Below are 25,852 nucleotides of genomic sequence, written 5' to 3' on the forward strand. Positions count from 1 at the left end.
TCCTTCCATGGCTGGTATGGATCGTTCCATGGCGCAGACCGGGCGTCAGCCGCAGGTCAGGACGTAGCGGGCGGGGGGAAGTCGTAACGGACGTCCGTGAGTTGTTCCGAGGCGGTCCACAGCCGCTCGGAGATCGAGTCGTTCTTCGTCCACGGCGCGCGGAAGGACGAGGCGGGGGCGCCGCGCAGGCCGTTGCGCGGGCCGATGAAGGAGTCCGGTTTCATGTGCGGGGCGGTGGCCGCGCAGAGGGTGCCCAGCGCGCCGGCCTCCGGGGACTGGGCGATGAGGCGGTTGCCGAGCTCCATGACCCGTTCGGCGGACCGGCGGCCCTCCATCCGGGGGCCTGTGGCCTGCAGATTCGTGGCGGCGTAGCCGGGGTGTGAGGCGGCCGCGATGACGTGCGAACCGGCCGCTGCCAGTCGCCGGGTCAATTCATGAACAAAGAGCAGATTTGCGCTTTTCGACCGCCCGTAGGCGGTCCAACGCCCGTATTTGCGCACGCTGTTGAGGTCTTCGAGAGCAACGTTGGCGATGGCGTGCATCATGCTGGAGACGGTGACGACACGCGCTCCGGGGGTGGCCAGAAGCCTGGGCAACAGCAGCCCGGTCAGCGCGAAGTGTCCGAGGTGGTTGGTGCCGAACTGCATCTCGAAGCCGTCGGCGGTGGTGCGGTACGGCAGCGCCATCACGCCCGCGTTGTTGACGAGCAGGTCGAGGCGGTCACCGTCGAAGTCGTCGAGGGCGGCGGCGAAGTCCCGTACGGACGACAGGTCGGCCAGGTCGAGCGGCCGCACCTCGGCCTCGGCGGTGGGGACTTCGGAACGCAGCCGCTCCAAGGCGGCGGCACCGCGCGTCTCATTGCGGCAGGCCAGCAGCACGCGGGCGCCGCGCCGCGCCAGTTCGCGCGCGGTGACATAGCCGATGCCGCTGTTGGCGCCCGTGACGACTGCCGAGCGGCCGGTCTGGTCGGGAATGTGGCTGGTGTTCCACCGGGTCACGCCTGCACTCCTCCGTGGGGGGAGTGCCAGGGTATCCCCGAGGGGAGGGCGAGTCGGCGGTGGTCGGCTCTTCGGGGTGCCGGTCAGCGGGGCGGCAACCCTTAGGGGGGCCGTCAGGGGGATCCCTTAGGGGCGGGCGGTCGGATCCCCTAAGGGTTGCAAGGGCCCCTTGCAGGCCCCAACGCGGCCGGGCGGGACGGTATTCCCCGATTTCCCGGCCACCCCCTTCCCTGCCACCACCCCTCCCGGCCGCCCCCGGCCGCCCCCGGCCGTTACGCCTCCCAGCCGTTACGCCTCCCGGCCGTCATCCCGCCCGGCCGTCATCCCGCCCGGCCGTCATCCCGCCCGGCGTCCCCCCCCGGCCGTCACACTCAACGAACCCGCACCTGATACGCCCGGACCGAGACCGACGGGTCGTCCAGGCACTCCCCGGTCGCCAGGTCGAAACGCTGCTTGAGCAGCGGTGATGCCACGAACGGGCGGTCGGCGGCGGATCCCGTCAGGCCGCGGGAGAGGACATACGCGCCGGTGAACGGATCGCGGTTGGCGATCGCGTACGCACGGCCGGCGCGGTCGACGAACAGCGCGATCTGTTCACCGTCCGGGAGCAGGGCGGCGACGCCGCGCCCCGGCGTGAGGTCGTCCAGCGCGCAGACCGCGAACCAGCCCTCGGGGCCGAAGACCTCGACCGTGGAGGTGGCGTCCGGGGCAAGCGGGGCGTGGGCGCCCGTAGCGGATCCCGTAGCGGCATGAGAAGACCCCTTCGCGGCATCAGGGGCCGCTGCGTCAGAGGTCAGTGCGTCAGAGGTCGGTGCGGTGGTCATCAGGCGGAGGTCCCTTCCAGGGTGCGAACGGGCAGGGTCGGGCCGGCCAGCACCGTCAGGTCCGGCTTGACCTGGTCGCGCTCCGGCACGAACCGGACCGACGGGTCCGGGGCGTCGGGCGCGTTGACGAAGGAGACGAAGCGGGCCAGCCGGTCGGGATCGGCGAGCGTTTCGGCCCATTCGTCGCGGTAGTTGGTGACATGCGCGGCCATCAGGGACTCCAGCTCGTCGCACAGTCCCAGCGAGTCGTGGACGACGACGTCCCGTACGTGGTCGAGGCCGCCCTCGATCCGCTCCAGCCAGGCGGAGGTGCGCTCCAGCCGGTCGGCGGTACGGATGTAGAACATCAGGAACCGGTCGATGAGGCGGATCAGCTCGCCGTCGGAGAGGTCCTGGGCGAGCAGGTCGGCGTGGCGTGGATCGGCGCCGCCGTTGCCGCCGACGTACAGGTTCCAGCCGTTCGACGTGGCGATGACGCCGAAGTCCTTGCCGCGCGCCTCCGCGCATTCGCGGGCGCAGCCGGAGACCGCGGACTTCAGCTTGTGCGGCGAGCGCAGGCCCCGGTAGCGCAGCTCCAGGTCGATGGCCATCCGGACGGAGTCCTGGACGCCGTAGCGGCACCAGGTCTGCCCGACGCAGGACTTCACCGTGCGCAGTGCCTTGCCGTAGGCGTGTCCCGACTCGAAGCCGGCGTCCACCAGGCGGGTCCAGATCCGCGGGAGCTGGTCGACCCGGGCGCCGAACAGGTCGATCCGCTGACCTCCGGTGATCTTGGTGTAGAGGCCGAAGTCACGGGCCACCTCACCGATGACGATCAGCTTCTCCGGGGTGATCTCACCGCCGGGGATCCGCGGCACGATCGAGTACGAGCCGTTCTTCTGCAGGTTGGCGAGGAAGTGGTCGTTGGTGTCCTGGAGGGCGGCCTGCTCCCCGTGGAGGACATAGCCGTCGGCGCCGACGGTGGGCGCGAGGGAGGCGATGATCGAGCCGACGGTGGGCTTGCAGATCTCGCAGCCGTCGCCGTCCCTGGCCTCCGGGCGGCCGTGCGAGTCCAGCAGCTCGGCGAAGGTGGTCAGCCGCAGGGTACGGACGACCTCGTAGAGCTCGGCGCGGGTGTGCGGGAAGCAGCCGCACAGGCCCTTGTCGACGGTGACACCGCTGGCCTCCAGCTCGTCGTTGACCAGGGTGGTGAGCGCCTTGACGCAGGAGCCGCATCCGGTGCCGGCCTTGGTGCACTTCTTGACCTCGGGCACGGTGCCGCAGGAGTGCTCGGTGACCGCGGAGCGGATCGCGCCCTTGGTGACGTTGTGGCAGTTGCAGATCACGGCGTCGTCCGGGAGGGCGGACGGGCCGAGGGCGACGGGCCCGCCGGTCCCGGCGGGGAGTACCAGCTGTTCCGGGGCGAGCGGGGGCACGCTGCCGGTCAGCGGGCGCAGCATGCCGTACGCCTCGGCGTCGCCGACCAGCACACCGCCGAGCAGCTCGCCCTCGGAGCCGATGACCAGCTTCTTGTAGACGCCGCTGCGGGAGTCCGCGTAGACGACGTCGAGGCACCCTTCGGTGGTGCCGTGCGCGTCGCCGAAGGAGGCGACGTCCACGCCGAGCAGCTTGAGCTTGGTGGAGAGGTCGGCGCCGGTGAAGTCGCTCTCCTGCCCGGCGATGGTGTCGGCGGCCGTGCGGGCCATGTCGTAGCCCGGTGCGACCAGGCCGTAGACCCGGCCGTCGACCGCCAGCGCGCATTCGCCGATCGCGTAGACGGCGGGGTCGCTGGTGCGGCACTGCTCGTCGATGGTGATACCGCCCCGCTCGCCGACCGTGAGGCCGCAGTCCCGGGCGAGCTGGTCGCGGGGGCGGACACCGGCGGAGAAGATCACGAGGTCGGTGTCGACCCGAGAGCCGTCGGAGAGTTCCATGGCGGTGACCGCGCCGCCGTCGCCCGCGACGATCTCCTTGCCGCCGACGCCGGTGTGCACCTCAAGGCCCATGTCCTCGACGGTGCGGCGCAGCGCGGCGCCGCCGCCCTCGTCGACCTGGAGGGCCATCAGCCGCGGGTTGAACTCCACGATGTGGGTCCGCAGCCCGAGTCCCTTGAGCGCGCCGGCCGCCTCCAGGCCGAGCAGTCCGCCGCCGACGACGACACCGGTGCCGGAGTTCTTGGCGTACTCCTCGATGGCGAGCAGGTCCTCGATGGTGCGGTAGACGAAGCAGCCCGTGCTGTCCTTGCCGGGCACCGGCGGAACGAACGGGTAGGAGCCGGTGGCCAGCACCAGGGTGTCGTAGCGGACGGTCAGGCCGGAGCGCGCGGTCACCGTGCGGGTGTCGCGGTCGATCGTGGTGGCCGGGTCGCCCAGGTGCAGTTCGATGCCGTGCCGGGCCATGAAGCCGGACTCGGTGAGGCTCAGTTCGTCCGGGGTGCGGCCGGCGAAGTACGACGTCAGCTGGACGCGGTCGTAGGCCGGACGGGGCTCCTCGCAGAGCACGACCACCCGCGCGCGCTCGGTGACGCCGCGGTCGGTGAGCTCCTCAAGGAAGCGCTGGCCGACCATGCCGTGTCCGACGAGCACGATGGTGGGGCGGGCGGGGGTGGCGCCCGGGGTGGTGTTCTGGTGCGGGGTGGCGGCTGCGGCCATGATCAGAAGCCTCCATCGGTGGTGAGCAGGTGGAGCAGGGGGGCTGTGGGGAGCGGCTCATCGCCCTCCCAGGTGCGGGCGAGCGCGCCGACAGTGCCGAGATCGCCGAGGAGGATGCCGCCGACCAGCCGGTCTCCGCGCACGACGACCTTGCGATAGGACGTCCGGGTGGCATCGGAGAGGCGGACGACGTCGTCGCCGGGGAGCGGGGTGGTCTCGCCGAAGGCGGCGAGGTCGAAGGGAAACGAGGGGTGGTTGGTGGGGGATGTTGACGCGGGGGCCTCCTGGGAGGCCAGGGTCAGCCGGGTCAGGGCGCGGGTGCCGGTGTACGGGGCGGTGCCGGACGTCACGGGTGTGTTCGGCCCGGACGGCGCTTCGGTCAGTGCGTGGGGCAGTACGCGGGCGAGCGCGTCGGCCTGTTCCTGGGCGGCGCCCGCCAGCCCGTAGACGGTCCCGTTGTGCTCGGCGCAGTCACCGATGGCGAAGATACGCGGATCGCTGGTGCGCAGGGTGTCGTCCACGCGGACGCCGCGGCCGACGTCCAGACCGGCGGCCTGGGCGAGCCCGGTGCGCGGCCGGACACCGCAGGCGAGGACCACCAGCTCGGCGTCCAGGCGGAAGCCGTCGGCGAGCTCCACGGCGCGTACGGCGCGGGGCGCGGGGGCGGCGGACGACGCTTTCGCCGACTCCGACCTCGACTCCGGTGTCGATGCCGAAGCCGGCTCCGACGCCGATTCCCACTCCGGCGCCTGCTGCCGCGGACCGGTCCCGATCCCTCGTACGCGGCACTCGGTGTGCACCTCGATGCCGAGCGCGGCCATGTGCTTTCCGAGCAGCTCCGCGGCATCCGCATCCAGGTGACGCTCCATCAGGTGTTCGCCCTGGTGCGCCAGGACGACCTGGGCGCCGCGCCCGGCCAGCGCGCGGGCCGCGGAGACCCCGAGCAGCCCGCCGCCGATCACCACGACCGGTGCGCCGGGACGTACCGCGGCGGCCAGTGCCTGGCAGTCGTCCATGGTGCGGAAGGGGTGCACACCGTCCGGGAGATCACCACCGCCGGCGGTGAAGAGCCCACGGAGCGGGGGCAGCACCGGGTTGGCCCCGGTGGCCAGCACGAGGAGGTCGTACGGAATGTCCTGACCGTCGTCGCACAGCACCCGCCGGGTGTCCCGGTCGATACGGACCGCCCGGACACCGCTCATCCGGCGCGCTCCGCTGCCGGGCGCGGGCAGCTCGATGACCTCCGGCGCGTAGCGGCCCGCGAGGACCTCGGCGAGCAGCACACGGTTGTACGGCGGGTGCGGCTCCTCGCCGATGACGGTGACGGAGAGGGGGGCGGTGACCGCGTTGGCCACGGCGGCGCCGGAGCCTGCCGGGGCGGCGGGCGCGGCGGTCAGCTGGCGGGCGAGCCGGGCACCGGCCATCCCGCCGCCGATCACCACCACTCGCGTTGTCGGAGTCATGCTCGTCAGCCTGCGTCGCGGCTGTTACCCGCCCGCATCCCCCCTGTTTCCCCCGCGGAACGCTGCGCTCAGCGAGGCGGTGACCGGTGTGTGAGGGCGGGGCGCGAGTGCGCACCGAGGAGCATGAGCACGGATGAGTACGCGTACTCCTGCGGCTGGTGACCTGCACGGCCACCATAGGCCCATGCGCAGACGTACGCACAGAGCCCCATGGCGGCCGCCGCCGTCCTGGCCGCCGCCGTACCGGTCGCGACGTGGGGACTGGTCGGGCAGAACGACGACCGGGGCCTGCCCTCGTACCGGCTGGACCATGCCGTTGCGCCCCTGGACATCCCGGCCGGTCCGGACATCAAGATCGGTGTGGCCGCTCTGCTGCTCGCCGGTGCCGCCGGGGTCCTGCTGGCTCGTGCCTCGCACCGCGGGACCTTCGCACCCCGGGGGTGGCAGGTCCTGGGGCCGCTGATCATGGCGGGGCTGATGATCGGCTTCGGATGGCGGGTGCTGACCGCCGGGGTGGTGGGCGCCGACATCGGGGCCGGCCTGGTGATCATGTTCGGTGGCCCGGTGGTGGCCGGGCTGCTGCTGTGGGCGGTGGGCCGCGGGGTCTGGCTGGCGCGGCATCGCGACGGAGACGGTGGCGACCGCGGCCCGCGGACCAGGGTCGCTCCCGGGGGCGCATAGGGCTCTGGGGCCTGAAGGAGTCACGGGGGCTGAGGGAGTCACGGGGTCTGAAGGAGTTACGGGGCATCGCCGAGGGCCGGCGAGGGGCTGCGGGCCGGAGATGCCCCGTATACGGTCCGTTGGCCCTGGCCCTGGCCCTGGCCCTGAACTTGGCCTTGGGGGTGGCCCCTGCCTTGGCCTTGGCCCCTGCCTTGGGTTCGCCCTTGCCCGCCCGGTGCGGGGTCGCTGGGGACCACGCACGTCCCGCCGCCGGAAGGTGTCGGTGCCGCCGTGGAGTCAGGGCGGTGCGCCGGGCGGGCGCACCGCCCCGATGCCGGCGAGGCGTCAGCCGGCCGCCTCCGTCGGGCACAGCCGCCGCGGCTGTGCGTCCGTACGCAGCTTCGCGTCGACGCAGCCGCCCGGCAGCCCGTGGTACGCCGTCCCGCCGAAGTTGGCGGTGACGGTCAGCGCGCCGTCGCCGAAGGCCGTGCGCTGCACGGTGCGGTCGACGGTCAGCCAGCGGAAGGACGTCATCCGCTCGGTGCCCGCGACGCGGTGCAGCGGTGCGAAGTACTTCTGCAGCGCAGCGAGTTCGGGTCCGTTCCTCGTCAGCGTCGGGCCGTCGAGGACGTAGTTGAGAGGCGTGTTGTAGAGCATCGCGAGCAGCGCGCGGGTGGTCTTCTGGGCGGGCAGCTTCTCGTACGACAGCTCCCAGCGCTCCGCGTTGACCAGTGAACTGTGCAGCGCCGTCTCGTAGAGCGGGATGCGGTACTTCGGGTCGTACATGGCCGTGACCAGCTCGTCGGGCAGCCGCACCGGCTTGAAGAAGGTCTTCGGGGCGTTCTGCGGGTAGTAGCCGCCCCACTTCTGCTTGTCGCGCTCCAGCTCCCACAGGCCGTCGGCGACCGGGGTGCCCGCCCCGTGGTCAAAGGCCAGCACCTGGTTGGCCCAGGGCTGGGCGGTCTCGGATCCGAGGACGAGGTGCCGCGACAGCCGCCGCATCCGGGCGAGCCGGTTCTCGCGGTCGCCCGCCTTTGTCATCTCATGACCGGCGCCGTGGTCGCGGAACAGCTCACCGGTCGCGTCGACGTCGAGGAAGTAACTGTCCGCCCCGTTGGCGACCATCGAGCGGGTGTGCTCGGCCAGATAGTGCTTGGCCGGCTCGGCCTTCTCGAAGGCGCGCGAGCTGAGATAGCAGCCGCGCCCGCCGAAGCCGGTCTGCGGTGTGCCGTCCGTCTTCCGTACGCAGAAGTCGGGATAGACCCGGTCCGGCCAGGCGGAGTTGGGGCTGTCGGCCGTCTTCGGGTCCTGGCCGTTGGCGAACGAGTCGTACGGCCCTACGAGGTAGCCCGCCTTCTTGGCGGCCCGTACCGCGGAGGCGTCCATCCCATCGGGACCGGAGTCGTAACCGAGCCACATACGGTCCACCCCCAGTCGCTGCAGTTCGCGGACACCGGACGCGGAGCGCGCGTCGCCCCAGAGGTAGGCGTGGAAGGCGCCGAGCAGCTTTCCGTCGGCCGGGTTCTTCTTGATCTTCTCGCGGAGGCTGCCCAGTTGGCCCGTCTGGGAGAGGTAGGAGCGGTAGTCGGCGGCGGCGGCGACCGGATTGCCGTCGGTGAGGGAGAAGGAGACGGAGTACGTACGGGTGCCCTCGCCGGCGTCGAAGGCGTGGGCGGCCGTGGTGCGCAGCCGCCCGCCGGTGGAGGTGAAGCGCAGGGATGTGCCGAGGTCGGTGGGGGTGAGATAGCTGACGCCGTGCCCGCGGCCGGACACGCCTTCGCCGCTCAGGGAGTAGCCCCACAGGGGCAGGGACAGTTCGGCTCCCACATCGACCGTGCGGCCGGCCAGGCCACCCCTCTTCGAGTTCCAGAAGGCGTCCCGTACGGGGATGTCCAGGCCCTGGCCGCGCGGGAGCTGGACGGCGGAGGCGGCGGGATCGGTGCCGGTCACCGGCCAGCTGAGGGAGCCGTCACGGTCCGACCGCAGCGCGATCCGCAGCCGTCCGTGGTCCGAACTCGCCGTCACACTCAACCCCTTGACGGGATAGCTCCAGCGCGCCCCGTTGGCCGTACCGGTCACCGGCCCCGGCTCGCCGAGCTCACCGGCGGCGGGATCGGACAGCACCAGCCGCCGCCCGTCGTCCGTGTGCGCGGTCACCGCCAGCGAGGTGGTGTCGACGACGGCCGTGCCTCCGGTCACGGGCAGTTCGAGGCGGTGCCCCTGGAGCGTGGCGGCGGACGCGCCGTCACATCCGGCGACGCCGAGCGCGGTAGCGGTGAACGCGAGGGAAGCGGCCAGCACCCGTGTGCCACGGCGTCGCCGCACGCGGCCGGCCGATGAACCTGAACTGTCCCCGGAGACATCCCTGCTTGTGATGGATTCCATGGTGAATGTGGATACGGGGCATGCCTAAGAACGTTCTAAGAGAGGCCCTGAGAGGAGGGATCGGGGGCCGCCCCCTTCTCTCCCCTCTCTCCCCCTCCCCCCGGGCCGCCCCTCCCCACCTCTCCTCTCCTCTCCTCTCCTCTCCCAAGACGTCACTTCACTTAAGACGTCACGTCACTTCACTCCCTCCAGTAGTGCCATGTCCTCCTCCGTGAGCGTGATGCGTGCCGCGTCGAGGTTCTCGTCCAGGTGAGCGGGCGAGCTCGTACCCGCAACCTGCGCAGACTCGCCTCGCACATCGCCCGAAGCCGCTGCGGCCGCCCCGCGATATGCCAGACGTCCGGCCCTGTCCGGACCACCCCTCCCTTCGTCGCGATCACCAGCCCTTCCGGATACGGATGCAGGGCACGCGCCACCAACTCCTCGGCCACATCGGGGCCGTAGTTGTCGGCGGTTTCGATCAGCGTGACCCCGCGCTCCACAGCGCGGCGGAGCAGCGCGACGGAGCGCTGCGGGTCGTCGTGCCGAGGACCCCAGTAACCGGCGCCGACGAGCCCGCCGGTCCCGAACCCCAGCCGCCGTACCGGCAAGTTTTCACCGAACGGAAAGTGCGTTTCAGCGTCCATAAACCGGGAGCCTAGGCCGCACGCCCCTTCATAAGATCACTCAGTGCCCCCTCACATAGATCTCTTCACGTTGACCCTCCTCTGCTTGGCCGCCCTCGCGGCAGGCTGGATCGATGCCGTGGTGGGCGGCGGCGGCCTCCTGCTGCTCCCCGCCCTGCTGGTCGGACTCCCGCACACACCCCCCGCCTTTGTCCTGGGCACCAACAAGTCCACCGCCATCGTGGGCACCGCCGCGGCCGCCGTCACCTACGTCCGCAAAGCCCCCATCGATCTATGGACTGCACTGCGCATCGGCCTTGCCGCGCTCGCCGGATCACTGGCCGGTGCGTTCTTCGCGGCCGGCATCAACAGCGAGGTGCTACGCCCGCTGATCATGGCCGTTCTCGTGGCGGTGCTCGCCTTTGTCCTCTTCCGCCCCGCCTTCGGAGCCGCCCCCGCGCCCTCGGGCCCGGTCACCCGGCAGCGGGTGCTGGCGGCGATCCTCATCGCGGGCCTGGGCATCGGCTTCTACGACGGCCTGATCGGCCCGGGGACCGGCGCCTTCCTCGTCATCGCGCTCGCCGCCGTACTGCATATGGACCTGGTCACGTCCTCCGCCACCGCCAAGGTGATCAATGTCTGTACCAACGTCGGCGCCCTGACGATGTTCGCGATCCAGGGCACTGTGCTGTGGCAACTCGGCGCACTGCTCGCACTGTTCAATCTCGTCGGTGGCATGGTCGGCGCCAAAATGGCCCTGAAACGCGGCGCCGGCTTCGTCCGGGGCGTACTGGTCGTCGTGGTCGTCTCCCTTCTGTGCAAACTGGCCTACGACCAGTGGCTGGCGGTCTGACCCGGCCACGGTTCGTATTCGATCCCTTACTCACCCCTCAGAACCGGCAGTGGTACATCCGCGCCATATCCCGCACCCTCGGCACCAGCGCCATCAACCGAGCCGGCACCCGGTAGGCCGCCGGAAGTAGGTTGCTGCGGCGATGGCGCGGGCGGCCCGCGATGTCGAACCACCGCACCCCTGGCCCCGGATCCAGGCGGTGGACGCGGGCGTCGAGGCCGCAGCCCAGATGCACACCACCGCGTCCTCGTTCGAGCGACTGTTCATCGCGCGGCCGTAGAGCCTGGCGAGGAGGTTTTCCTCCTCCTCGGTCAGATGCGCCTTGCCTTCGGACTCGTCATGCTTCAAGAGTACAGAACATTCAGAATGATATGAAGATTCGAGAGGAAGAAAAATGAGGAAGATGGAGGGCAATGGTGGGTGACGTGCGGGGCGGGGTTGGGCTTGAGGCTGGGATGACGGCCGTCTCCGGTCGTCCCGCCAACTGTCCCCGGCTACCCGCCCGTTGACCGCGGCGAGCCCCGCCCCGCCGCGGCGACCGGCGGTTTCGGCACCTCTGTGACGGCCGTCAGCAGTACCGCCGAGTCCTCGACCGCCAGCAGCCCATGCCGCTCGTGCGGGAGCCCGGTGACCTGACCGGCGGCCAGCTCCTCCTGCCCGGCGGCCCTGGTCAGCCGGACCCGCCCGCGCAGCACCTGCAGGCTCCCTGCCGGGGGCGAATTGTGCTCGTCCAGCGCGGAACCCGCGGTCAGCGCGATCACGGTCTGTCGCAGCGGCCCGTCGTGCAGAAAGAGATGGGCGCTGCGGCCGTGGGCGGAGGCCCTGGCGTCGTCGATCTCCATACGGGTGAGGGTGTTCAGGTTCTCCATGGTGCGGGCCTTTCGGGTGCGGACCGCCGGCGGGGCTCCTCCTCACCTCCGTCGGTGTTCCTCTCCATCCTTGCCGGTGCCCGAGCGGGCGCAACCGGGGCGTTCGGGGCGGGGCGGGGCGTATGTACACCTACCGGGGCGTCCGGGTGCTTGACCATGACGGGGCGGGCCCGCCGCTACCGGGGTGATCATCGTCATCCGTACGATGCGACGCGAGGTGATCAGTGCCGATCGAACGTCCGCCGTGCCGAGCCCTTCCGCCATGCCTCCGTGCCGGTCCCGGCCTCAGCCCGTCCTGGTCTTCGTTCCGGCTCTTGTCCCTCGTTCCCTCGTTTCCTTGTCCCGCGTTCCTTCCCCGTTCCCGTCCCCGGACTTTCCACCTCCGTCCTCGTCTCGAAGGGTGCACCACCGTGGCCGACCCGACAGCCCTGAACGAACCGCCCGAGCCGTCCGCCCCGCCGCGCGACGTGGGGGAGCCGGCCCGTTTTCTGACCGTCATGACGACGATCGACAGCGAGCAGAAGGCCGAGCGGCTGGCGCGTGGTGCGATCGAGGGGCGGCTCGCGGCCTGTGCGCAGGTCAGTGCGCCGGTGACCTCGGTGTACCGCTGGGAGGGCGCCGTCGAGACCGGCCGGGAGTGGCAGGTGCTGTTCAAGACGGTGGTCGCGCGTTACGAGGCGCTGGCGGCCTACCTCCATGAAGCGCACGACTATGACACCCCCGAGATCATCGCCACCCCGATCACCCACGGTGGCTCCGGTTATCTGTCCTGGGTCGCAGAGGAGACGAGCTGACGTGCGGAGGCGCCCCGAGGCGGCCGAGCGAATCGAAACGGCCGAGGGAGTCGGAGTAGTCGGGGGAGTCGGAGTGGCTGGTGGGGCTGATGTGGCCGAGGCGTCTGGAGCGGCTCGTTCCCGGCGTCCCTGGAGGAGGACGGCGGCGGCCGCGCTCGGCGTGACACTGTGCCTGGGCACGGCGTCGGTGAGCGTCGCGTCCGTCTCCGGTGCCGACACCGGAAAACCGTCGGACCCCAACAGCTCCACTAGCCCCACCAGCGCCGCCAGTCAGGCCGAGACCGGCAGCCCCACCACGCATGGCGGCCCCGTCGAGCACGACAGTCGCAGTAACCATGACGGCCCCGCCGAGCACGACGGTCGCAGTGACCAAGACAGCCCCGCCGAGCGTGGCGACGGCCGCGACAGTCCCGGCAGCGGCGACAATCCCGGTGGCCAGAACAAGCCCCGTATACAGGCCAGCACCATCAACCCCGGCGCCGACTGGACCAGCCGTGACGCCGCCGCGTACTGGACACCCCGGCGCATGGCCGACGCCGCCCCGGCCGAGGACGCCACCCAGCCCACGGGCGAGGACCCGACGCGCACCACCTCCCGGCCCGCGCCCGCCGCCGGCCCCGGTGACGCCCAACCCACCCCCACCGCACGCCACTTCGACGGCATCCCGACCGTCGGCGTGCTGTTCTCCCTCGACGGGGACGCGCGGGCGCACCACTGCACCGCCAGTGTGGTGCACAGCCCGCGGCGTGATCTGATCCTCACCGCCGGGCACTGCGAACCGGGTACCAACGCCGCCTTCGTCCCGCAGTACCAGTCGGGCGCGGACACCCAGCCGTACGGGGTGTGGGCGATCAGCGAGACCTTCGCTTACCCCGGCCGCGGTACCACCGGATCCGCTTCCGATCTCGACTTCGCCTTCGCCACCGTCGAGCCGGACGAACTCGGCCGCCCGATCGAGTCGGTCACCGGGGCCAACGTCCTTGCCGCCACACCCGGTTACCACAACAAGGTCACCGTCACCGGCTACCCCAACGTCCGCAACGACCCGGAGGACCGGGCCGTGAGCTGTGACACCCGCACTTCCCGGCTGGCCGGAACCCGTCAGCTGCGCATGGAATGCGGGGGGTTCTACGGCGGCACCTCGGGCAGCCCCTGGCTGACCGACGTCAGCGAGCAGACCAAGACCGGCCGGATCATCGGCCTCATCGGCGGTCTCAACGGCGGAGGCCCCAAAGGTCCGGACAACCACCGGATCTCCTACAGCCCCTACTTCGGGACGGCGATCTTCACGCTCTACGCCCGCGCGACACAGGAGTGAGCACGCCAGGAACCGGCGGAGGCGCTACCGCAGCGCCTCCGCCAGCCCGTTCTCCGGTGGCCCGAGGAAGTGCGGATCCGTCCGCAGCAGCGCCTCCGCGGCCGCCTTCCCCGCCGCGAAGATCTCCCGTACGCCGCCGGCCCAGGTCAGATCGTGCCGGGCGGCGACTCCTACGCCGTACGACTCGATGCCGGCCGCCTGGCACAGCGCCACCGCACGCCGGATGTGAAAGCCCTGGCTGACCAGCACCGCCCGGTCCTCCGGTGCGCACGGCTGCGGGAGTCCCAGGTGTCGAAGCCCGCGTAATCGCTGACGATCTTCCGGGCCGGGACGCCGTGCCGCAGCAGATAGCCGCGCATCGCGTCCGGTTCGTCGTAGTCGCGGCGGCTGTTGTCGCCGGTGACCAGGATCGCGCGGACCGTGCCCCGGTCGTACAGCTCGGCGGCCGCGTCCAGCCGGTGCGCGAGATACGGCGACGGCTCGCCGTTCCACAGGCCCGCGCCGAAGACCACGGCGACCGGCGCGGCGGGCGCGTCCGCGACGGTGCCGACGCGTGGGCCGCCCGTCGCGTTCATCCAGGTCGCGGGGGCCAGCGCGAGCACTGTCAGCACCACGACGGCCTGGTACATGCGGCGCCACCCTCGCCGGGTCCGCGGCAGCCGTATTCGCCGTCGAACCAGCCCCACGCCTCGCATGCGTACTCCCTCTCCCGCCCGCCTACGGGTGCGCAGGCCCGTACGCGGACCCGCGCTCGTGCCCGTACGCGCACCTGCACTCGTGCCCGTACGCACCTGCGCTCGTACCCGTGATCGATCTCGACAGCTGCGACGCCCGCCGACCTGGCATGGTTGCAGTGGGGCCGCCGATCCCGACGACGGCGGCAGCGCACGGCCGGCCCGTCCGAGCGGGTTGCCGCCCCCCCCCGCGAAGTGCCAGCCCGGAACGGATGAGAGGATCCCCCGCACATGAGCACCGAGCACGGGCGCCTGCCGTTCTTCGTGTACGGGACGCTGCGCCCCGGGGAGGCCAACTACGGCTGGGCGCTGCGCGGCAGGACCGCGTCCGAGGAGCCGGCCCGGATCGGCGGCGCGCTGCTCTACGACGGCCCCGGGTACCCGTATGCCGTCGCCGGGCCCGAGGACGCGGTGGTCCACGGGGACCTCGTCCGGCCCCGGGACGCCGACTACGACGAGGTGCGCACGGTGCTGGACCGGCTGGAGGGCTACGCCCCCGGCGACCCCGGGAACCTCTACGAGCGGGTGGTCACCGAAGCCGTGTGCCCGGACGGCAGGACCGTACCGGCCTGGGTCTACCTGGCGGCCGAGCCGCTCGCCGCCCGGTTGCGCGCCGTCGGCGTCCCCATCGAGAGCGGCGACTGGCTGAACGCCACCGGGGTCGCGCGGGCCCGGCGGCCGCTCGGACCCGGTGCCCCGACCACCCGGGACCACACCGCCGGTTAACCTGGACGATCGCTCCCGTACGGAGGGCCACCCGTGAACGAGGCCCTTTCCCGTACCGGGAGAGCCATGACGTGCCCTACCCGTACCGCAGAACAGGTGTCACCCGCGTGCCTTCCCTCACTTCCACCACCTCCCCCTCGGCCCCCAAGCCCCCGCTGCCCAAGGCCGAACTGCATCTCCACATCGAGGGCACCCTGGAACCCGGGCTGGTGTTCGCGCTCGCCGAGCGCAATGGCATATCCCTCCCGTACGCCACCGAGGATGCGCTGCGCCGGGCCTACTCCTTCACCGACCTGCAGTCCTTCCTGGACCTCTACTACGCGCTGATGGATGTGCTGCGCACCGAGGACGACTTCGCCGACCTCGCGAACGCCTACCTCGCCCGCGCGCGGGAACAGGGCGTACGGCACGCCGAGATCTTCTTCGACCCGCAGGCGCACACCGCGCGCGGCGTCCCGATGGGCACGGTCATACGGGGCCTGGCCCGCGCGCTCGACGGCGCCCAGGAGACGTACGGCATCAGCACCCGCCTGATCATGTGCTTCCTGCGTGACGAGAGCGCCGCATCGGCCCTGGAGACCTTCGAGGCGGCCCGCCCGTATCTGGACAGGATCACGGCCGTGGGCCTGGACTCGGCGGAGGTCGGGCACCCGCCGTCGAAGTTCGCGGAGGTCTACGCGCTGGCCCGGGAGGCCGGGCTCAAGTGCGTGGCGCACGCGGGGGAGGAGGGCCCCGCCGCCTATGTGTGGGAGGCACTGGACGTCCTCGGGGTGGACCGGATCGACCACGGGGTGCGCTGTATGGACGACGAGCGGCTGGTGGCCCGGCTGGTGGCGGACCAGGTGCCGCTCACGGTCTGCCCGTTGTCGAACGTCCGCCTCCGGGTCATCGACGATCTCGCCGACCACCCGCTGCCCGCGATGCTGGACGCCGGGCTGCTGATCACCGTCAACTCCGACGATCCCGCCTACTTCGGCGGCTACGCGGACGACAACTTCACCGCCGTACGCGAGGCGCTCGGCCTCGACGAGGAGGCGCTGCGCAGGCTGGCGCGCAACTCGTTCCGGGCGGCGTTTCTTGACGAGGAGACGCGTGCGACGTATGTGAAGGAGGTTGACGCGTACTAGTCGGCGGGTGTCGGTTGACGCGTGTCGGTCGGCGAGTGCTGGTTCGACGTGCACCAGTCGACGTGCACCAATTGGTGCGTACTGGCTGAACGCTTCGGGAATACCGGCTGGGCGTCGGTGCGTTGTGGCCCGCAAGGGGCCTTCGCGACCCTTAAGAGTTCCGTCCCCCAACCCCTAAGGGGCGCCCCGCGGCGCCGCGCTACCCCCGCCCCGACCCGCTCCTACGCCCCCACCCGCTCCACCCGTACCGCGCATACCTTGAACTCAGGCATCCGGGATGTCGGGTCCAGCGCCGGGTTGGTCAGGCTGTTGGCTCGTCCCTCGCCCGGCCAGTGGAACGGCATGAAGACCGTGTCCGGGCGGATCGCACCGCTCACCCGGGCCGGGGCGACCGCGCGCCCCCTCCGGGAGACCACCGCGACCGGCTCCCCGTCGGTGATGCCGAGCCGCTCCGCGAGCCGCGGATGGAGCTGTACGAACGGGCCCGGCTCGGCGCTGTTCAGCTCGGCGACCCGGCGGGTCTGCGCGCCCGACTGGTACTGGGCCAGCACCCGGCCCGTCGTCAGCACCACCGGGTACGCCTCGTCCGTGTCCTCGGCCGCCGGGCGGTGGGTGACCGGGACGAACCGGGCCCGGCCGTCCGGCGTCGCGAAGCGGTCCAGGAACAGGCGCGGCGTACCGGGATGCACGGCCGGGGAGCCCCCCTCCGGGTCCCCCGCCGTGCGTCCCTCCGGAGTCCCCGCCGTTCCTCCCTCCGGGATCTCCGGGGCTCCCGCCGAGCCCACCCCCGAGGTCTCCGGGGCCCTCGCCGAGCCTTCCCCCGGGATCTCCGGACACGGCCAGAACACCCCGTCCTCCTCCGCGATCCGCCGGTAGGTGATGCCCGAGTAGTCCGCCGGTCCGCCCGCCGATGCCCGCCGCAGCTCGTCGAAGACCTCCTCCGGTGCGGTCGGGAAGCCCTTCTCCCGGCCCAGCCGCGCCGCGAGTCCGCTGAGTACCTCCAGGTCCGTACGGACACCGGGCGGCGGGTCCAGCGCGCGGCGCCGCAGCAGCACCCGGCCCTCCAGGTTCGTCATGGTCCCGGTCTCCTCCGCCCACTGGGCGACCGGCAGCACCACGTCCGCAAGCGCGGCGGTCTCCGACAGCACCACATCCGCCACCGCCAGGAACTGCAACGACCGGATACGCTCCTCCACATGGGCGGCCCGTGGCGCCGAGACGACCGGGTTGGAACCCATCAGCAGCAGCGCACGGATATCGCCGCCCAGCGCTTCCAGCAGCTCGTACGCGCTGCGGCCGGGCCCCGGCAGCGAGTCCGGGTCGACGCCCCACACTTCCGCGACATGCCGGCGCGCCTCCGGGTCGTCCAGCTTGCGGTAGCCGGGCAACTGGTCGGCTTTCTGGCCGTGTTCGCGGCCGCCCTGGCCGTTGCCCTGGCCGGTCAGGCAGCCATAGCCGGACAGTTCCCGGCCCGCCCGTCCGGTCGCCAGACACAGGTTGATCCACGCACCCACCGTGTCGGTGCCCTTGGCCTGCTGTTCCGGTCCGCGCGCCGTCAGCACCATCGAGGATTCCGCGTCGCAGAACAGCCGTACGGCTTCGCGGAGTTGGGGGACCGGCACGCCCGTGATGCGCTCGACCAGTTCCGGCCAGTGCGCCATCGCGGCGGCCCGCGCCTCCGCCCAGCCGCTGGTCCGCTCCGCGATGAACGCCTCGTCCGTCCGGCCCTGCGCCACCACCAGGTGCAGCAGGCCGAGTGCCAGCGCCAGATCCGTGCCGGGCCGAGGCGCGATATGCAGATCGGCCTGTTCGGCGGTGCGGGTGCGGCGCGGATCGACGACGATCAGCTTGCCGCCGTTCTCCCGCAGCTCCGTGAGGTAGCGCAGCGCGGGCGGCATGGTCTCGGCCAGGTTGGAGCCGACCAGGATGACGCAACCGGTCCTGGCCACATCGGTCAGCGGGAACGGCAGCCCGCGGTCCACGCCGAACGCCCGGCCGTGCGCCGCCGCCGCCGAGGACATGCAGAAGCGGCCGTTGTAGTCGATCTGCGAGGTGCCGAGCACGACCCGGGCGAACTTGCCCAGGGTGTACGCCTTCTCGTTGGTGAGTCCGCCGCCGCCGAACACGCCCACCGCGTCCCGGCCGTGCGCCGCGCGGGTCTGCCGCAGGCCGTCCGCGACCCGGTCCAGGGCCGTGTCCCAGGTGGCAGGTTCGAGTGCCCCGGTGGCGGGGTCGCGCACCAGGGGGGTCGTCAGCCTGGCCCCTGGGGCCAGCAGCTCGGGGGCGGTACGGCCCTTGCCGCACAGCGCGCCCCGGTTCACGGGAAACGCGGTCCGCTCGACGACCTCCACCCCCGGCCCCGAGGGCCGCAGCCCCATGCCGCATTGGAGAGCGCAGTAGGGGCAGTGGGTGTCGACTGTCGCGGCGTTCATGTGCGTCAGCGTGGTACGCGCGTGTTACATGCGCGGAACACCGCTGTTTCCGGCGCGCACCAGGCGCCTCCCAGCGGGCCGGCGGCCGGCGGAGGCCGGACGGCACATGGATGTCGCAACGGGGAAACGGAACTGCAACGTCCGGCTGCCAGGCTCACGCCATGACGGAGTCGATACCGCACCAGCCGGCCCCGGCCGCCCCGATCGACCTCGCACCGAGCGACGACCGGGCACCTGGCAACGACCCGGCGGCCGGCAACGACCCGACCGTTGGCAATGCCTTGGCGCCGAGCGGCGACCCAGTGGCTAGCAATGACAGCCACCGTGGCGACGGCAGCGAGCATCGCCGAGCGGACCTGGCCTCCGCCGCCCCGCCCGTGGGGACGGCGGAGCTCGCCATCGAGATCACCGACCGACTCAGCAGTCAGCTCAGCAGGGTCCGCCTGTACGGCTTCCGGCGGCCGGCCGCGCCCCGTCCCGACGCCCGTCCGGCCGTTCCCGACGTCGTACGGCAGCGCGCCCGGAAGCCCCCGCGCCCCGCCCCCGCGCCCACCCTCGTCGCGGTGGCGCACGGCAGCCGCGATCCGCGCGCCGTGCACACCGTCCACGCACTGCTCGACCGGGTCCGCGCGCTCCGTCCCGGCCTGCCCGTACGCCTCGGCCACATCGAGCTGAACCGGCCACTGCTCGCCGACACCCTCGCCGGGCTGCGCGGCGAGGCGGTTCTCGTACCGCTGCTTTTCGGCCGCGGCTACCACGTCACCCACGACCTGCCCGCCGCGCTCGCCGCCGCGCCCCACCTGACCGGCCGGATCGCCACCCCGCTCGGTCCGCACGCCCTCCTGGCGGAAGCACTGCACGGCCGGCTCCTGGAGGCCGGGTTCGGCGACGCGCACCTGGAAACCGGGTCCGGCGACGCGCTCCGGGAGTCGGGGTTCAGCGATGCGCTCCTGGAGGCGGGGTTCGGCGACGCGCTCATGGAGGCGGGGTCCGGCAACGCGTCCGCAGCGCCCGCGCCCGCCGAGTGCGCCGCGCCAGCCTGCTGCCGCTCCCGATCTCGCTCCGGCGCCGGACGCACCGCGGTGGTGCTGGCCGCCGCCGGCTCCCGGGCGGCGCGCTCCGCCGACGACACCGCGCGCACCGCCCGGCTGCTCTCGGCCCGCCTCGGCGGCATCCCCGTCCTGCCCGCCTACGCCTCCGCGGCCACCCCGACCGTCGCCGAGGCCGTCCGTATCCTGACCGCCCGCGGCCACGACCGGATCGCCGTCGCCTCCTGCTTCACCGCCCCCGGACGGTTCGCCGCCCAGTGCGCGGCCGCCGCCCCCGGAACCGCCGCCGCGCCCCTCGGCGACCACCCCGCACTCGCCCGTCTCGTACTGCACCGCTACGACCAGGCGCTCCTCGCGCGTACCGCATCCGACCCGGACGGCATCAGGGCGGCTACCGTCACTGTATGACGGGCACACCTTCGACCACCGGCCAGGACACGGACGGCCCCGGAGCGGGCCACGACGCCACCTCCGGCCGGACCCCCGACGGCCCCGGCGCGCACGCCCACGCCACCGTCGCCTCCCTGGCCGACGACACCCGCGCCCCCGACACCGCCGGCTACACCGACGCCGACGCCGAGCGTTGGGTCCCCGAGCCCGACAAGCGCCCCGGGCGGACCGCTTTCCAGCGCGACCGGGCCCGAGTCCTGCATTCCGCCGCGCTGCGCCGACTCGCCGGCAAGACCCAGGTCGTCACCCCGGGCACGCTCACCCACGCCTGGGACGCCAGCCCGCGCACCCGGCTGACCCACTCGCTGGAGTGCGCCCAGGTCGGCCGCGAGCTCGGGGCCGCCCTCGGCTGCGACCCGGACCTCGTAGAGACCGCCTGTCTGGCGCACGATCTCGGCCACCCTCCCTTCGGGCACAACGGTGAGCAGGCGCTCAACGAGGTCGCCGCGCCCTGCGGCGGTTTCGAGGGGAACGCCCAGTCGCTGCGGCTGCTGGCCCGTCTGGAGCCGAAGCGGTTCATCCCGGCTCCGGACGGCGGGGCGGTCAGCGTCGGCCTGAACCTGACCCGCGCCGCCCTCGACGCCGCCACCAAGTACCCGTGGCCACGGGGCGCGCACCCGACCGACCCGGAGTCCTCGAAGTTCGGCGTATACGAGGACGACCTGCCGGTCTTCGCGTGGTTCCGGCATGGCGCGCCTGTCGCGGCGCGCAGCTTCGAGGCGCAGGTCATGGACTGGTCCGACGATGTGGCCTACTCGGTGCACGACGTCGAGGACGGGCTGCACGCCGGACACCTCGACCCCAATCTGCTGCTCGCCGACGGCGAGCGCGCCGAGATCTTCGCGGTCGCCGGTGAGCGCTATGCGCCGGGCGCGGACCCGGAGGCGCTGGCCGAGGCGCTGGACCGCCTCCTGGAGCAGGAGTGGTGGCCGCACGGCTACGATGGCACCGCGCTCGCCCAGGCCCGCCTGAAGGACGCCACCAGCCAGCTGATCGGCCGTTTCTGTCTGGCCGCCGAGACCGCGACCCGGGCCGCCTACGGGACCGGTCGGCTGACCCGCTACCGGGCGGAGCTGATGGTTCCGGCCGAAACACGGCTGGAATGCGCCGTTTTGAAAGCCGTCGCCGACCGGTACGTCATGCAGCGGCCCGACCAGGCGGCACTCCGCGCCGACCAGCGTGTGGTGATCGCCGAACTGGCCGAGGCGTTGCTCGCCCGCGCCCCCGACGGCCTCGATCCGCAGTTCCGTTCGCTTTTCGACGCGGCCGCCGACGACACCGCCCGTATGCGGGCCGTCATCGACCAGATCGCCGCTCTCACGGATATCTCGGCCCGCTCCCTGCACGCCCGCCTCACCCGCCCCCCTGGTCACGCATGGGGCAACCGCGGGTGACCCTGGAGGGGAATCCCCTTCCCCCATCACGCTCCCTGCGGGACGCTCGAACAGGACGGTTTCGAACGGGGAACGACAGAAACACCAGGGGAACGACAGAAACACCAACGGAAGAACACCAACGGGGGCATGGCGCACGAGTGGCACCGAGCGGGGGACCAACCGGGGGCGTTCACGGACGCGGAAGCGGACGTACGGCACCGCAACGAGGAGGAAGCACGTGGTCGACGCACACCAGACGTTCGTCATCGTCGGGGGTGGCCTGGCCGGGGCGAAGGCAGCCGAGACACTCCGCTCGGAAGGCTTCACCGGCCGGGTGATCCTCATCTGCGACGAGCGCGACCACCCGTACGAACGTCCCCCGTTGTCCAAGGGGTACCTGCTCGGCAAGGAGGAGCGGGACAGCGTCTTCGTCCACGAGCCGTCCTGGTACGCGAGGGAGGACATCGAGCTCCATCTCGGCCAGCCCGCCGTCCACTTGGACCGGGCGGCCCGCACGGTCCGCCTCGGCGACGGCACCCTCGTCGCCTACGACAAGCTGCTGCTGGCCACCGGTGCCGAGCCGCGCCGCCTGGACATCCCCGGTACGGGCCTGGCGGGCGTCCACCACCTGCGCCGCCTCGCGCACGCCGAGCGGCTGCGCGGCGTCCTGGCCTCGCTGGGCCGGGACAACGGCCATCTGGTCATCGCGGGCGCGGGCTGGATCGGCCTCGAAGTCGCCGCCGCCGCACGCTCGTACGGTGCCGAGGTGACCGTCGTCGAGGCCGCGCCGACGCCGTTGCACCATGTTCTGGGCCCCGAACTGGGCGGCCTGTTCACCGATCTGCACCGCGAACACGGCGTCCGCTTCCACTTCGGTGCCCGCTTCACCGAAATCATCGGGCAGGACGGCATGGTGCTCGCGGTGCGCACCGACGACGACGAGGAACACCCCGCCCACGACGTCCTCGCCGCCATCGGCGCGGCCCCCCGCACCGCTCTCGCCGAACAGGCCGGACTGGCCCTGGTCGACCGCGCCGACGGCGGGGGAGTGGCCGTCGACGCGTCGTTGCGCACCTCCGACCCGCACATCTACGCCGCGGGCGACGTGGCCGCCGCCGACCACCCCCACCTCGGCACCCGCCTCCGCGTCGAGCACTGGGCGAACGCCCTCAACGGCGGCCCGGCCGCCGCCCGCGCCATGCTCGGCCAGGACGTCGGCCACGACCGCGTCCCGTACTTCTTCTCCGACCAGTACGACGTCGGCATGGAGTACTCCGGCTACGCCCCGCCCGGCAGCTACGACCAGGTCGTCTGCCGCGGTGACGTCGGCAAGCGGGAGTTCATCGCCTTCTGGCTCCGCGAGGGCCGGCTGCTCGCCGGGATGAACGTCAACGTCTGGGACGTCGCCGGGCCGGTCCAGCAACTGATCCGCGCCGGGCACCCGCTGGACGCCGACGCCCTGGCCGATCCGACGGTACCGCTGGAGTCGATGCTCCCGTAGCGTGCGGGTATGACGCAGAGTCCCGCCCGTCCCACTGGCCCCGGATCGGGCGTCCCGGTCACCGTCACCCTCGACGATGTCCGGGACGCCGCCGGGCGGCTGGCCGGCGTGGCACACCGCACGCCCGTACTGCGCTCCCGCACCCTCGACGCGCTGGTGGGCGCCGAGGTCTTCGTCAAGTGCGAGAACTTCCAGCGGGCCGGGGCGTTCAAGTTCCGCGGCGCCTACAACGCCCTCTCGCGGCTGTCACCGGAGCAGCTGGCCCGTGGCGTCGTCGCCCACTCCTCCGGCAACCACGCCCAGGCGCTCGCCCTCGCCGCCCGGGAGCTCGGCAGCAACGCCGTCATCGTGATGCCCGAGGACTCCCCGCGGTCCAAGCGCGACGCCACCACCGGGTACGGCGCCGAGATCGTCGCCTACGACCGCTACACGGAGGACCGCGCCGCCCTCAGCCGACGGCTGGCCGAGGAACGCGGGCTGGCCCTGATCCCGCCCTACGACCATCCGCACATCATCGCCGGACAGGGCACCGCCGCCCTGGAGCTGATCGAGGAGACCGGTCCGCTGGACGCGCTGGTCGTACCGGTCGGTGGGGGCGGGCTGATGGCGGGCGCGGCCACCGCCGCCACCGCTCTGGTCCCCGGCATCCGCATGATCGGTGTGGAGCCGGAGGCGGGCGACGACACCAGGCGCTCCCTGGAGGCCGGGCACCGGGTCGCCATCCCCGTACCGCGTACCCTCGCGGACGGCCAGGCCGTCGAGACACCCGGCGAGCTGACCTTCCCGGTCGTCCAGCGGCTGGTCGAGCGCATCGTGCTGGTCGGCGACGACGAGATCCGCGCCGCCATGAAGCTGCTCTTCGAACGACTGAAGATCGTCAGCGAGCCGAGCGGTGCCAGCGCCCCGGCGGCCCTCCTGGCCGGGCGCATCGGCCCTCCCCCAGTGCCCGGACGGTCCGGGCGGTGCCCCCATCCGCCCCGTATCGGCGTGCTGGTCTCCGGCGGCAACATCGGCCTGGACCGCTTCCTGGAAGTGATGGGCTGACCCCGGCGGGGTCCCGCCGACGGCTCCGCGGCCGGGACTGTCCGACCCCGGCCGTAGAATTCACGCGTGGCAGGACGGATCAACGATGACGATGTGAAGGCGGTGCGGGACGCGGTCCCGATCGACGCCGTCGTATCCGAGTACCTCCAGCTCCGCAACGCCGGCGGCGGCAACCTCAAGGGCCTGTGCCCCTTCCACGACGAGAAGTCCCCGTCGTTCCATGTGAGCCCCGCCAAGGGGCTCTACCACTGCTTCGGCTGCCAGGAGGGCGGCGACACCGTCGACTTCATCATGAAGATCGACCACCTCTCCTTCGCCGAGACCATCGAGCGCCTCGCCTCCCAGGCCGGCGTCACCCTGCGCTACGAGGAGGGCGGCTACACCCCCGGCCGCCAGCAGGGCGAGCGCACCCGCCTGGTGGAGGCCCACAAGGCCGCCGCCCAGTTCTACGTCGAGCAGCTCGACGCGCCCGAGGCCGAGATCGCCCGGAAGTTCCTCGCCGAGCGCGGCTTCGACCAGGCCGCCGCCCAGCACTTCGGCGTCGGCTACAGCCCGGCCGGCTGGGACCACCTCACCCGCTTCCTGCGCGGCCGCGGTTTCAGCGACAAGGAGCTGATCCTCTCCGGCCTCGCCCAGGACAGCCGCAGCGGCAAGCCCATCGACCGCTTCCGCGGCCGGCTGATGTGGCCGATCCGCGATATCGCCGGCGAGGTCGTCGGCTTCGGCGCCCGCAAGCTCCGCGACGACGACAACGGCCCCAAGTACCTCAACACCCCAGAGACCCCCATCTACCGCAAGTCCCAGGTCCTGTACGGCATCGACCTCGCCAAGAAGGAGATCGCCAGGACCAGCCGCGCCGTGGTCGTCGAGGGCTATACGGACGTCATGGCCTGCCATCTGGCCGGCGTCACCACCGCCATCGCCACCTCCGGCACGGCGTTCGGCGAGGGCCACATCAAGATCCTCCGGCGGCTCCTGATGGACAACGCCCGCGCCGAGGTCGTCTTCACCTTCGACGGCGACGCGGCAGGCCAGAAGGCCGCCCTGCGCGCCTTCGAGGACGACCAGAAGTTCGCCGCCGAGACCTCCATCGCCATCACCCCCGGCGGCATGGACCCCTGTGACCTGCGGCTCGTCAAGGGGGACGAGGCGGTCGCCGGCCTTGTCGAGTCCCGCACCCCGCTCTTCGAGTTCGCGCTGCGCCATGTCGTCTCCCAGCACAACCTCGACACCACCGTCGGCCGCGCCGCCGCCCTCGACGAGGCGGCGCCCATCGTCGCCCGCATCAAGAACAGCTCCATCCAGCACGAATCCGCCGTCCAGCTGGCCGGCATGCTCGGCATCCTGGACACCCAGTTCGTGGTCAAACGCGTCGCCCAGCTCGCCCGCTGGGCCCGCGAGCGCGGCCGTGACGGCGGCCCCGGGCCGGGCCGTCAGCAGCACCGCGCCCCGGCCCCCGCCCCCGAGGAGGCCCGCCCCGCGCCTCCCCGCGGCCCCGCCCTCAACCTCCGCAGCCCCGCCCACCGCGTCGAGCGGGAGCTGCTGAAGCTCGCCCTCCAGCGCCCCGACCTGGTCTCCCCGGCTTTCGACGCCTACGGGGCCGATGAGTTCACCGCCCCGCCCTACGCCACCGTCCGCCAGTGCATCGAGGACGCCGGCGGCACCACGGCCGGCGCCGCCGACACCGGATACGTCGCCCGGGTCCGCGACGCCGCCCCCGACGACACCGTCCGCGCCATGGTCACCGAGCTCACCGTCGAACCGCTGCACACCCGCCGCGAGCCCGACGAGGCATACGCCGGCGTCCAGTTGGTCGCGGTCCGCCTCGCCGCCGTCAACCAGCGGGTATCCGAAATCCGCGGCACCCTCCAGCGCCTCGGCCCGCACGCCGACCCCCAGCACCTCGCCGCCGTCCAGAACGAACTGTGGGTGCTCCAGCAGTACGGCCAGTCCCTGCGCGAACGGGGCTACGCGGCGCTCTAGAGCGCCGCGTGGGACACGGCGCACCACCCCT

Annotated in this window: 20 protein-coding genes and 1 pseudogene; 11 read left to right on the top strand and 10 right to left on the bottom strand. The window is 72.2% G+C overall.

Translation table 11 applies throughout. From position 1 onward, the window contains the following. Nucleotides 1–56 precede the first annotated feature (56 nt). The 4 genes from K9S39_RS29700 to K9S39_RS29715 all read right to left on the bottom strand — a co-directional run bounded on the left by K9S39_RS29700 (nt 57) and on the right by K9S39_RS29715 (nt 5,915). Entirely contained in the window at nt 57–998 is a 942-nt protein-coding gene (locus K9S39_RS29700) for an oxidoreductase (protein WP_248866412.1), read from the bottom strand. A gap of 371 nt (nt 999–1,369) precedes the next feature. Continuing rightward, nucleotides 1,370–1,822, bottom strand: coding sequence for a nitrite reductase small subunit NirD (gene nirD / locus K9S39_RS29705; RefSeq protein WP_248866413.1), 453 nt, complete (start codon nt 1,820–1,822; stop codon nt 1,370–1,372). Continuing rightward, a complete protein-coding gene (nirB, locus tag K9S39_RS29710) occupies nt 1,822–4,452 on the bottom strand; it encodes a nitrite reductase large subunit NirB (RefSeq protein WP_248866414.1) in 2,631 nt (876 codons plus the stop codon). The genes nirD and nirB overlap by 1 nt, the downstream gene beginning before the upstream one ends. A gap of 2 nt (nt 4,453–4,454) precedes the next feature. Then, nucleotides 4,455–5,915: an NAD(P)/FAD-dependent oxidoreductase gene (locus K9S39_RS29715; protein WP_248866415.1), complete on the bottom strand. Its 1,461-nt coding sequence runs from the start codon at nt 5,913–5,915 to the stop codon at nt 4,455–4,457. A gap of 210 nt (nt 5,916–6,125) precedes the next feature. Here K9S39_RS29715 and K9S39_RS29720 point away from each other — a divergent pair, with 210 nt between their 5' ends. Continuing rightward, entirely contained in the window at nt 6,126–6,596 is a 471-nt protein-coding gene (locus tag K9S39_RS29720; RefSeq protein WP_248866416.1) for a hypothetical protein, read from the top strand. Nucleotides 6,597–6,920: 324 nt separating this feature from the next. On the opposite strand, the gene K9S39_RS29725 is transcribed toward K9S39_RS29720, so the two are convergent. Both K9S39_RS29725 and K9S39_RS29730 read right to left on the bottom strand, forming a co-directional pair. Further along, nucleotides 6,921–8,960 (bottom strand): glycoside hydrolase, encoded by a 2,040-nt coding sequence (locus K9S39_RS29725; protein ID WP_248866417.1) that lies wholly within the window; start codon nt 8,958–8,960, stop codon nt 6,921–6,923. 179 nt (nt 8,961–9,139) lie between these two features. Next, nucleotides 9,140–9,586 carry an aldo/keto reductase gene (locus tag K9S39_RS29730; protein ID WP_406708039.1) on the bottom strand — a complete coding sequence of 149 codons (447 nt, stop codon included), beginning with the start codon at nt 9,584–9,586 and terminating at the stop codon, nt 9,140–9,142. Between the two features lie 43 nt (nt 9,587–9,629). On the opposite strand from K9S39_RS29730, the gene K9S39_RS29735 reads away from it, so the two are divergent. Beyond that, entirely contained in the window at nt 9,630–10,418 is a 789-nt protein-coding gene (locus K9S39_RS29735; protein WP_248866418.1) for a sulfite exporter TauE/SafE family protein, read from the top strand. Between the two features lie 93 nt (nt 10,419–10,511). Here K9S39_RS29735 and K9S39_RS29740 read toward each other — a convergent pair whose 3' ends face one another. Together K9S39_RS29740 and K9S39_RS29745 are read right to left on the bottom strand one after the other, a co-directional pair. Beyond that, the gene (locus K9S39_RS29740; protein ID WP_248866419.1) at nt 10,512–10,766 is read right to left on the bottom strand and encodes a hypothetical protein; all 255 of its coding nucleotides are present in this window, start codon (nt 10,764–10,766) and stop codon (nt 10,512–10,514) included. Between the two features lie 146 nt (nt 10,767–10,912). After that, entirely contained in the window at nt 10,913–11,287 is a 375-nt protein-coding gene (locus tag K9S39_RS29745) for a cupin domain-containing protein (RefSeq protein ID WP_248866420.1), read from the bottom strand. A gap of 410 nt (nt 11,288–11,697) precedes the next feature. Between K9S39_RS29745 and cutA the strand changes: the two genes are divergently transcribed. After that, on the top strand, nt 11,698–12,081 hold the full coding sequence (gene cutA, locus K9S39_RS29750; RefSeq protein ID WP_248866421.1) for a divalent-cation tolerance protein CutA: 384 nt from the start codon (nt 11,698–11,700) through the stop codon (nt 12,079–12,081). 73 nt (nt 12,082–12,154) lie between these two features. Continuing rightward, nucleotides 12,155–13,399 carry a hypothetical protein gene (locus K9S39_RS29755; RefSeq protein ID WP_248866422.1) on the top strand — a complete coding sequence of 415 codons (1,245 nt, stop codon included), beginning with the start codon at nt 12,155–12,157 and terminating at the stop codon, nt 13,397–13,399. A gap of 24 nt (nt 13,400–13,423) precedes the next feature. Here K9S39_RS29755 and K9S39_RS29760 read toward each other — a convergent pair. Then, nucleotides 13,424–14,094 (bottom strand): annotated as a pseudogene (locus K9S39_RS29760) (SanA/YdcF family protein). Between the two features lie 270 nt (nt 14,095–14,364). Between K9S39_RS29760 and K9S39_RS29765 the strand changes: the two are divergent. Together K9S39_RS29765 and K9S39_RS29770 are read left to right on the top strand one after the other, a co-directional pair. Continuing rightward, nucleotides 14,365–14,859 carry a gamma-glutamylcyclotransferase family protein gene (locus K9S39_RS29765; RefSeq protein ID WP_248866423.1) on the top strand — a complete coding sequence of 165 codons (495 nt, stop codon included), beginning with the start codon at nt 14,365–14,367 and terminating at the stop codon, nt 14,857–14,859. A gap of 107 nt (nt 14,860–14,966) precedes the next feature. Then, a complete protein-coding gene (locus tag K9S39_RS29770) occupies nt 14,967–15,986 on the top strand; it encodes an adenosine deaminase (RefSeq protein WP_248866424.1) in 1,020 nt (339 codons plus the stop codon). 221 nt (nt 15,987–16,207) lie between these two features. On the opposite strand, the gene K9S39_RS29775 is transcribed toward K9S39_RS29770, so the two are convergent. Further along, a complete protein-coding gene (locus tag K9S39_RS29775; protein ID WP_248866425.1) occupies nt 16,208–18,418 on the bottom strand; it encodes a molybdopterin oxidoreductase family protein in 2,211 nt (736 codons plus the stop codon). Nucleotides 18,419–18,774: 356 nt separating this feature from the next. On the opposite strand from K9S39_RS29775, the gene K9S39_RS29780 reads away from it, so the two are divergent. From K9S39_RS29780 to dnaG, 5 genes are all read left to right on the top strand, one after another. After that, complete coding sequence (locus K9S39_RS29780) at nt 18,775–19,875, top strand: sirohydrochlorin chelatase (RefSeq protein ID WP_406708169.1); 1,101 nt, start codon at nt 18,775–18,777, stop codon at nt 19,873–19,875. Further along, the gene (locus K9S39_RS29785; RefSeq protein WP_248866427.1) at nt 19,872–21,311 is read left to right on the top strand and encodes a deoxyguanosinetriphosphate triphosphohydrolase; all 1,440 of its coding nucleotides are present in this window, start codon (nt 19,872–19,874) and stop codon (nt 21,309–21,311) included. The genes K9S39_RS29780 and K9S39_RS29785 overlap by 4 nt, the downstream gene beginning before the upstream one ends. A 220-nt stretch (nt 21,312–21,531) precedes the next feature. After that, entirely contained in the window at nt 21,532–22,794 is a 1,263-nt protein-coding gene (locus K9S39_RS29790) for an NAD(P)/FAD-dependent oxidoreductase (RefSeq protein ID WP_248866428.1), read from the top strand. A 9-nt stretch (nt 22,795–22,803) separates the two neighbouring features. After that, nucleotides 22,804–23,838, top strand: a complete 1,035-nt coding sequence (locus tag K9S39_RS29795; protein WP_248866429.1) for a pyridoxal-phosphate dependent enzyme — start codon at nt 22,804–22,806, stop codon at nt 23,836–23,838. A gap of 66 nt (nt 23,839–23,904) precedes the next feature. After that, nucleotides 23,905–25,821, top strand: coding sequence for a DNA primase (gene dnaG, locus K9S39_RS29800; RefSeq protein WP_248866430.1), 1,917 nt, complete (start codon nt 23,905–23,907; stop codon nt 25,819–25,821). Nucleotides 25,822–25,852 lie beyond the last annotated feature (31 nt).

The organism is Streptomyces halobius, assembly GCF_023277745.1.
GTDB lineage: Bacteria > Actinomycetota > Actinomycetes > Streptomycetales > Streptomycetaceae > Streptomyces > Streptomyces halobius.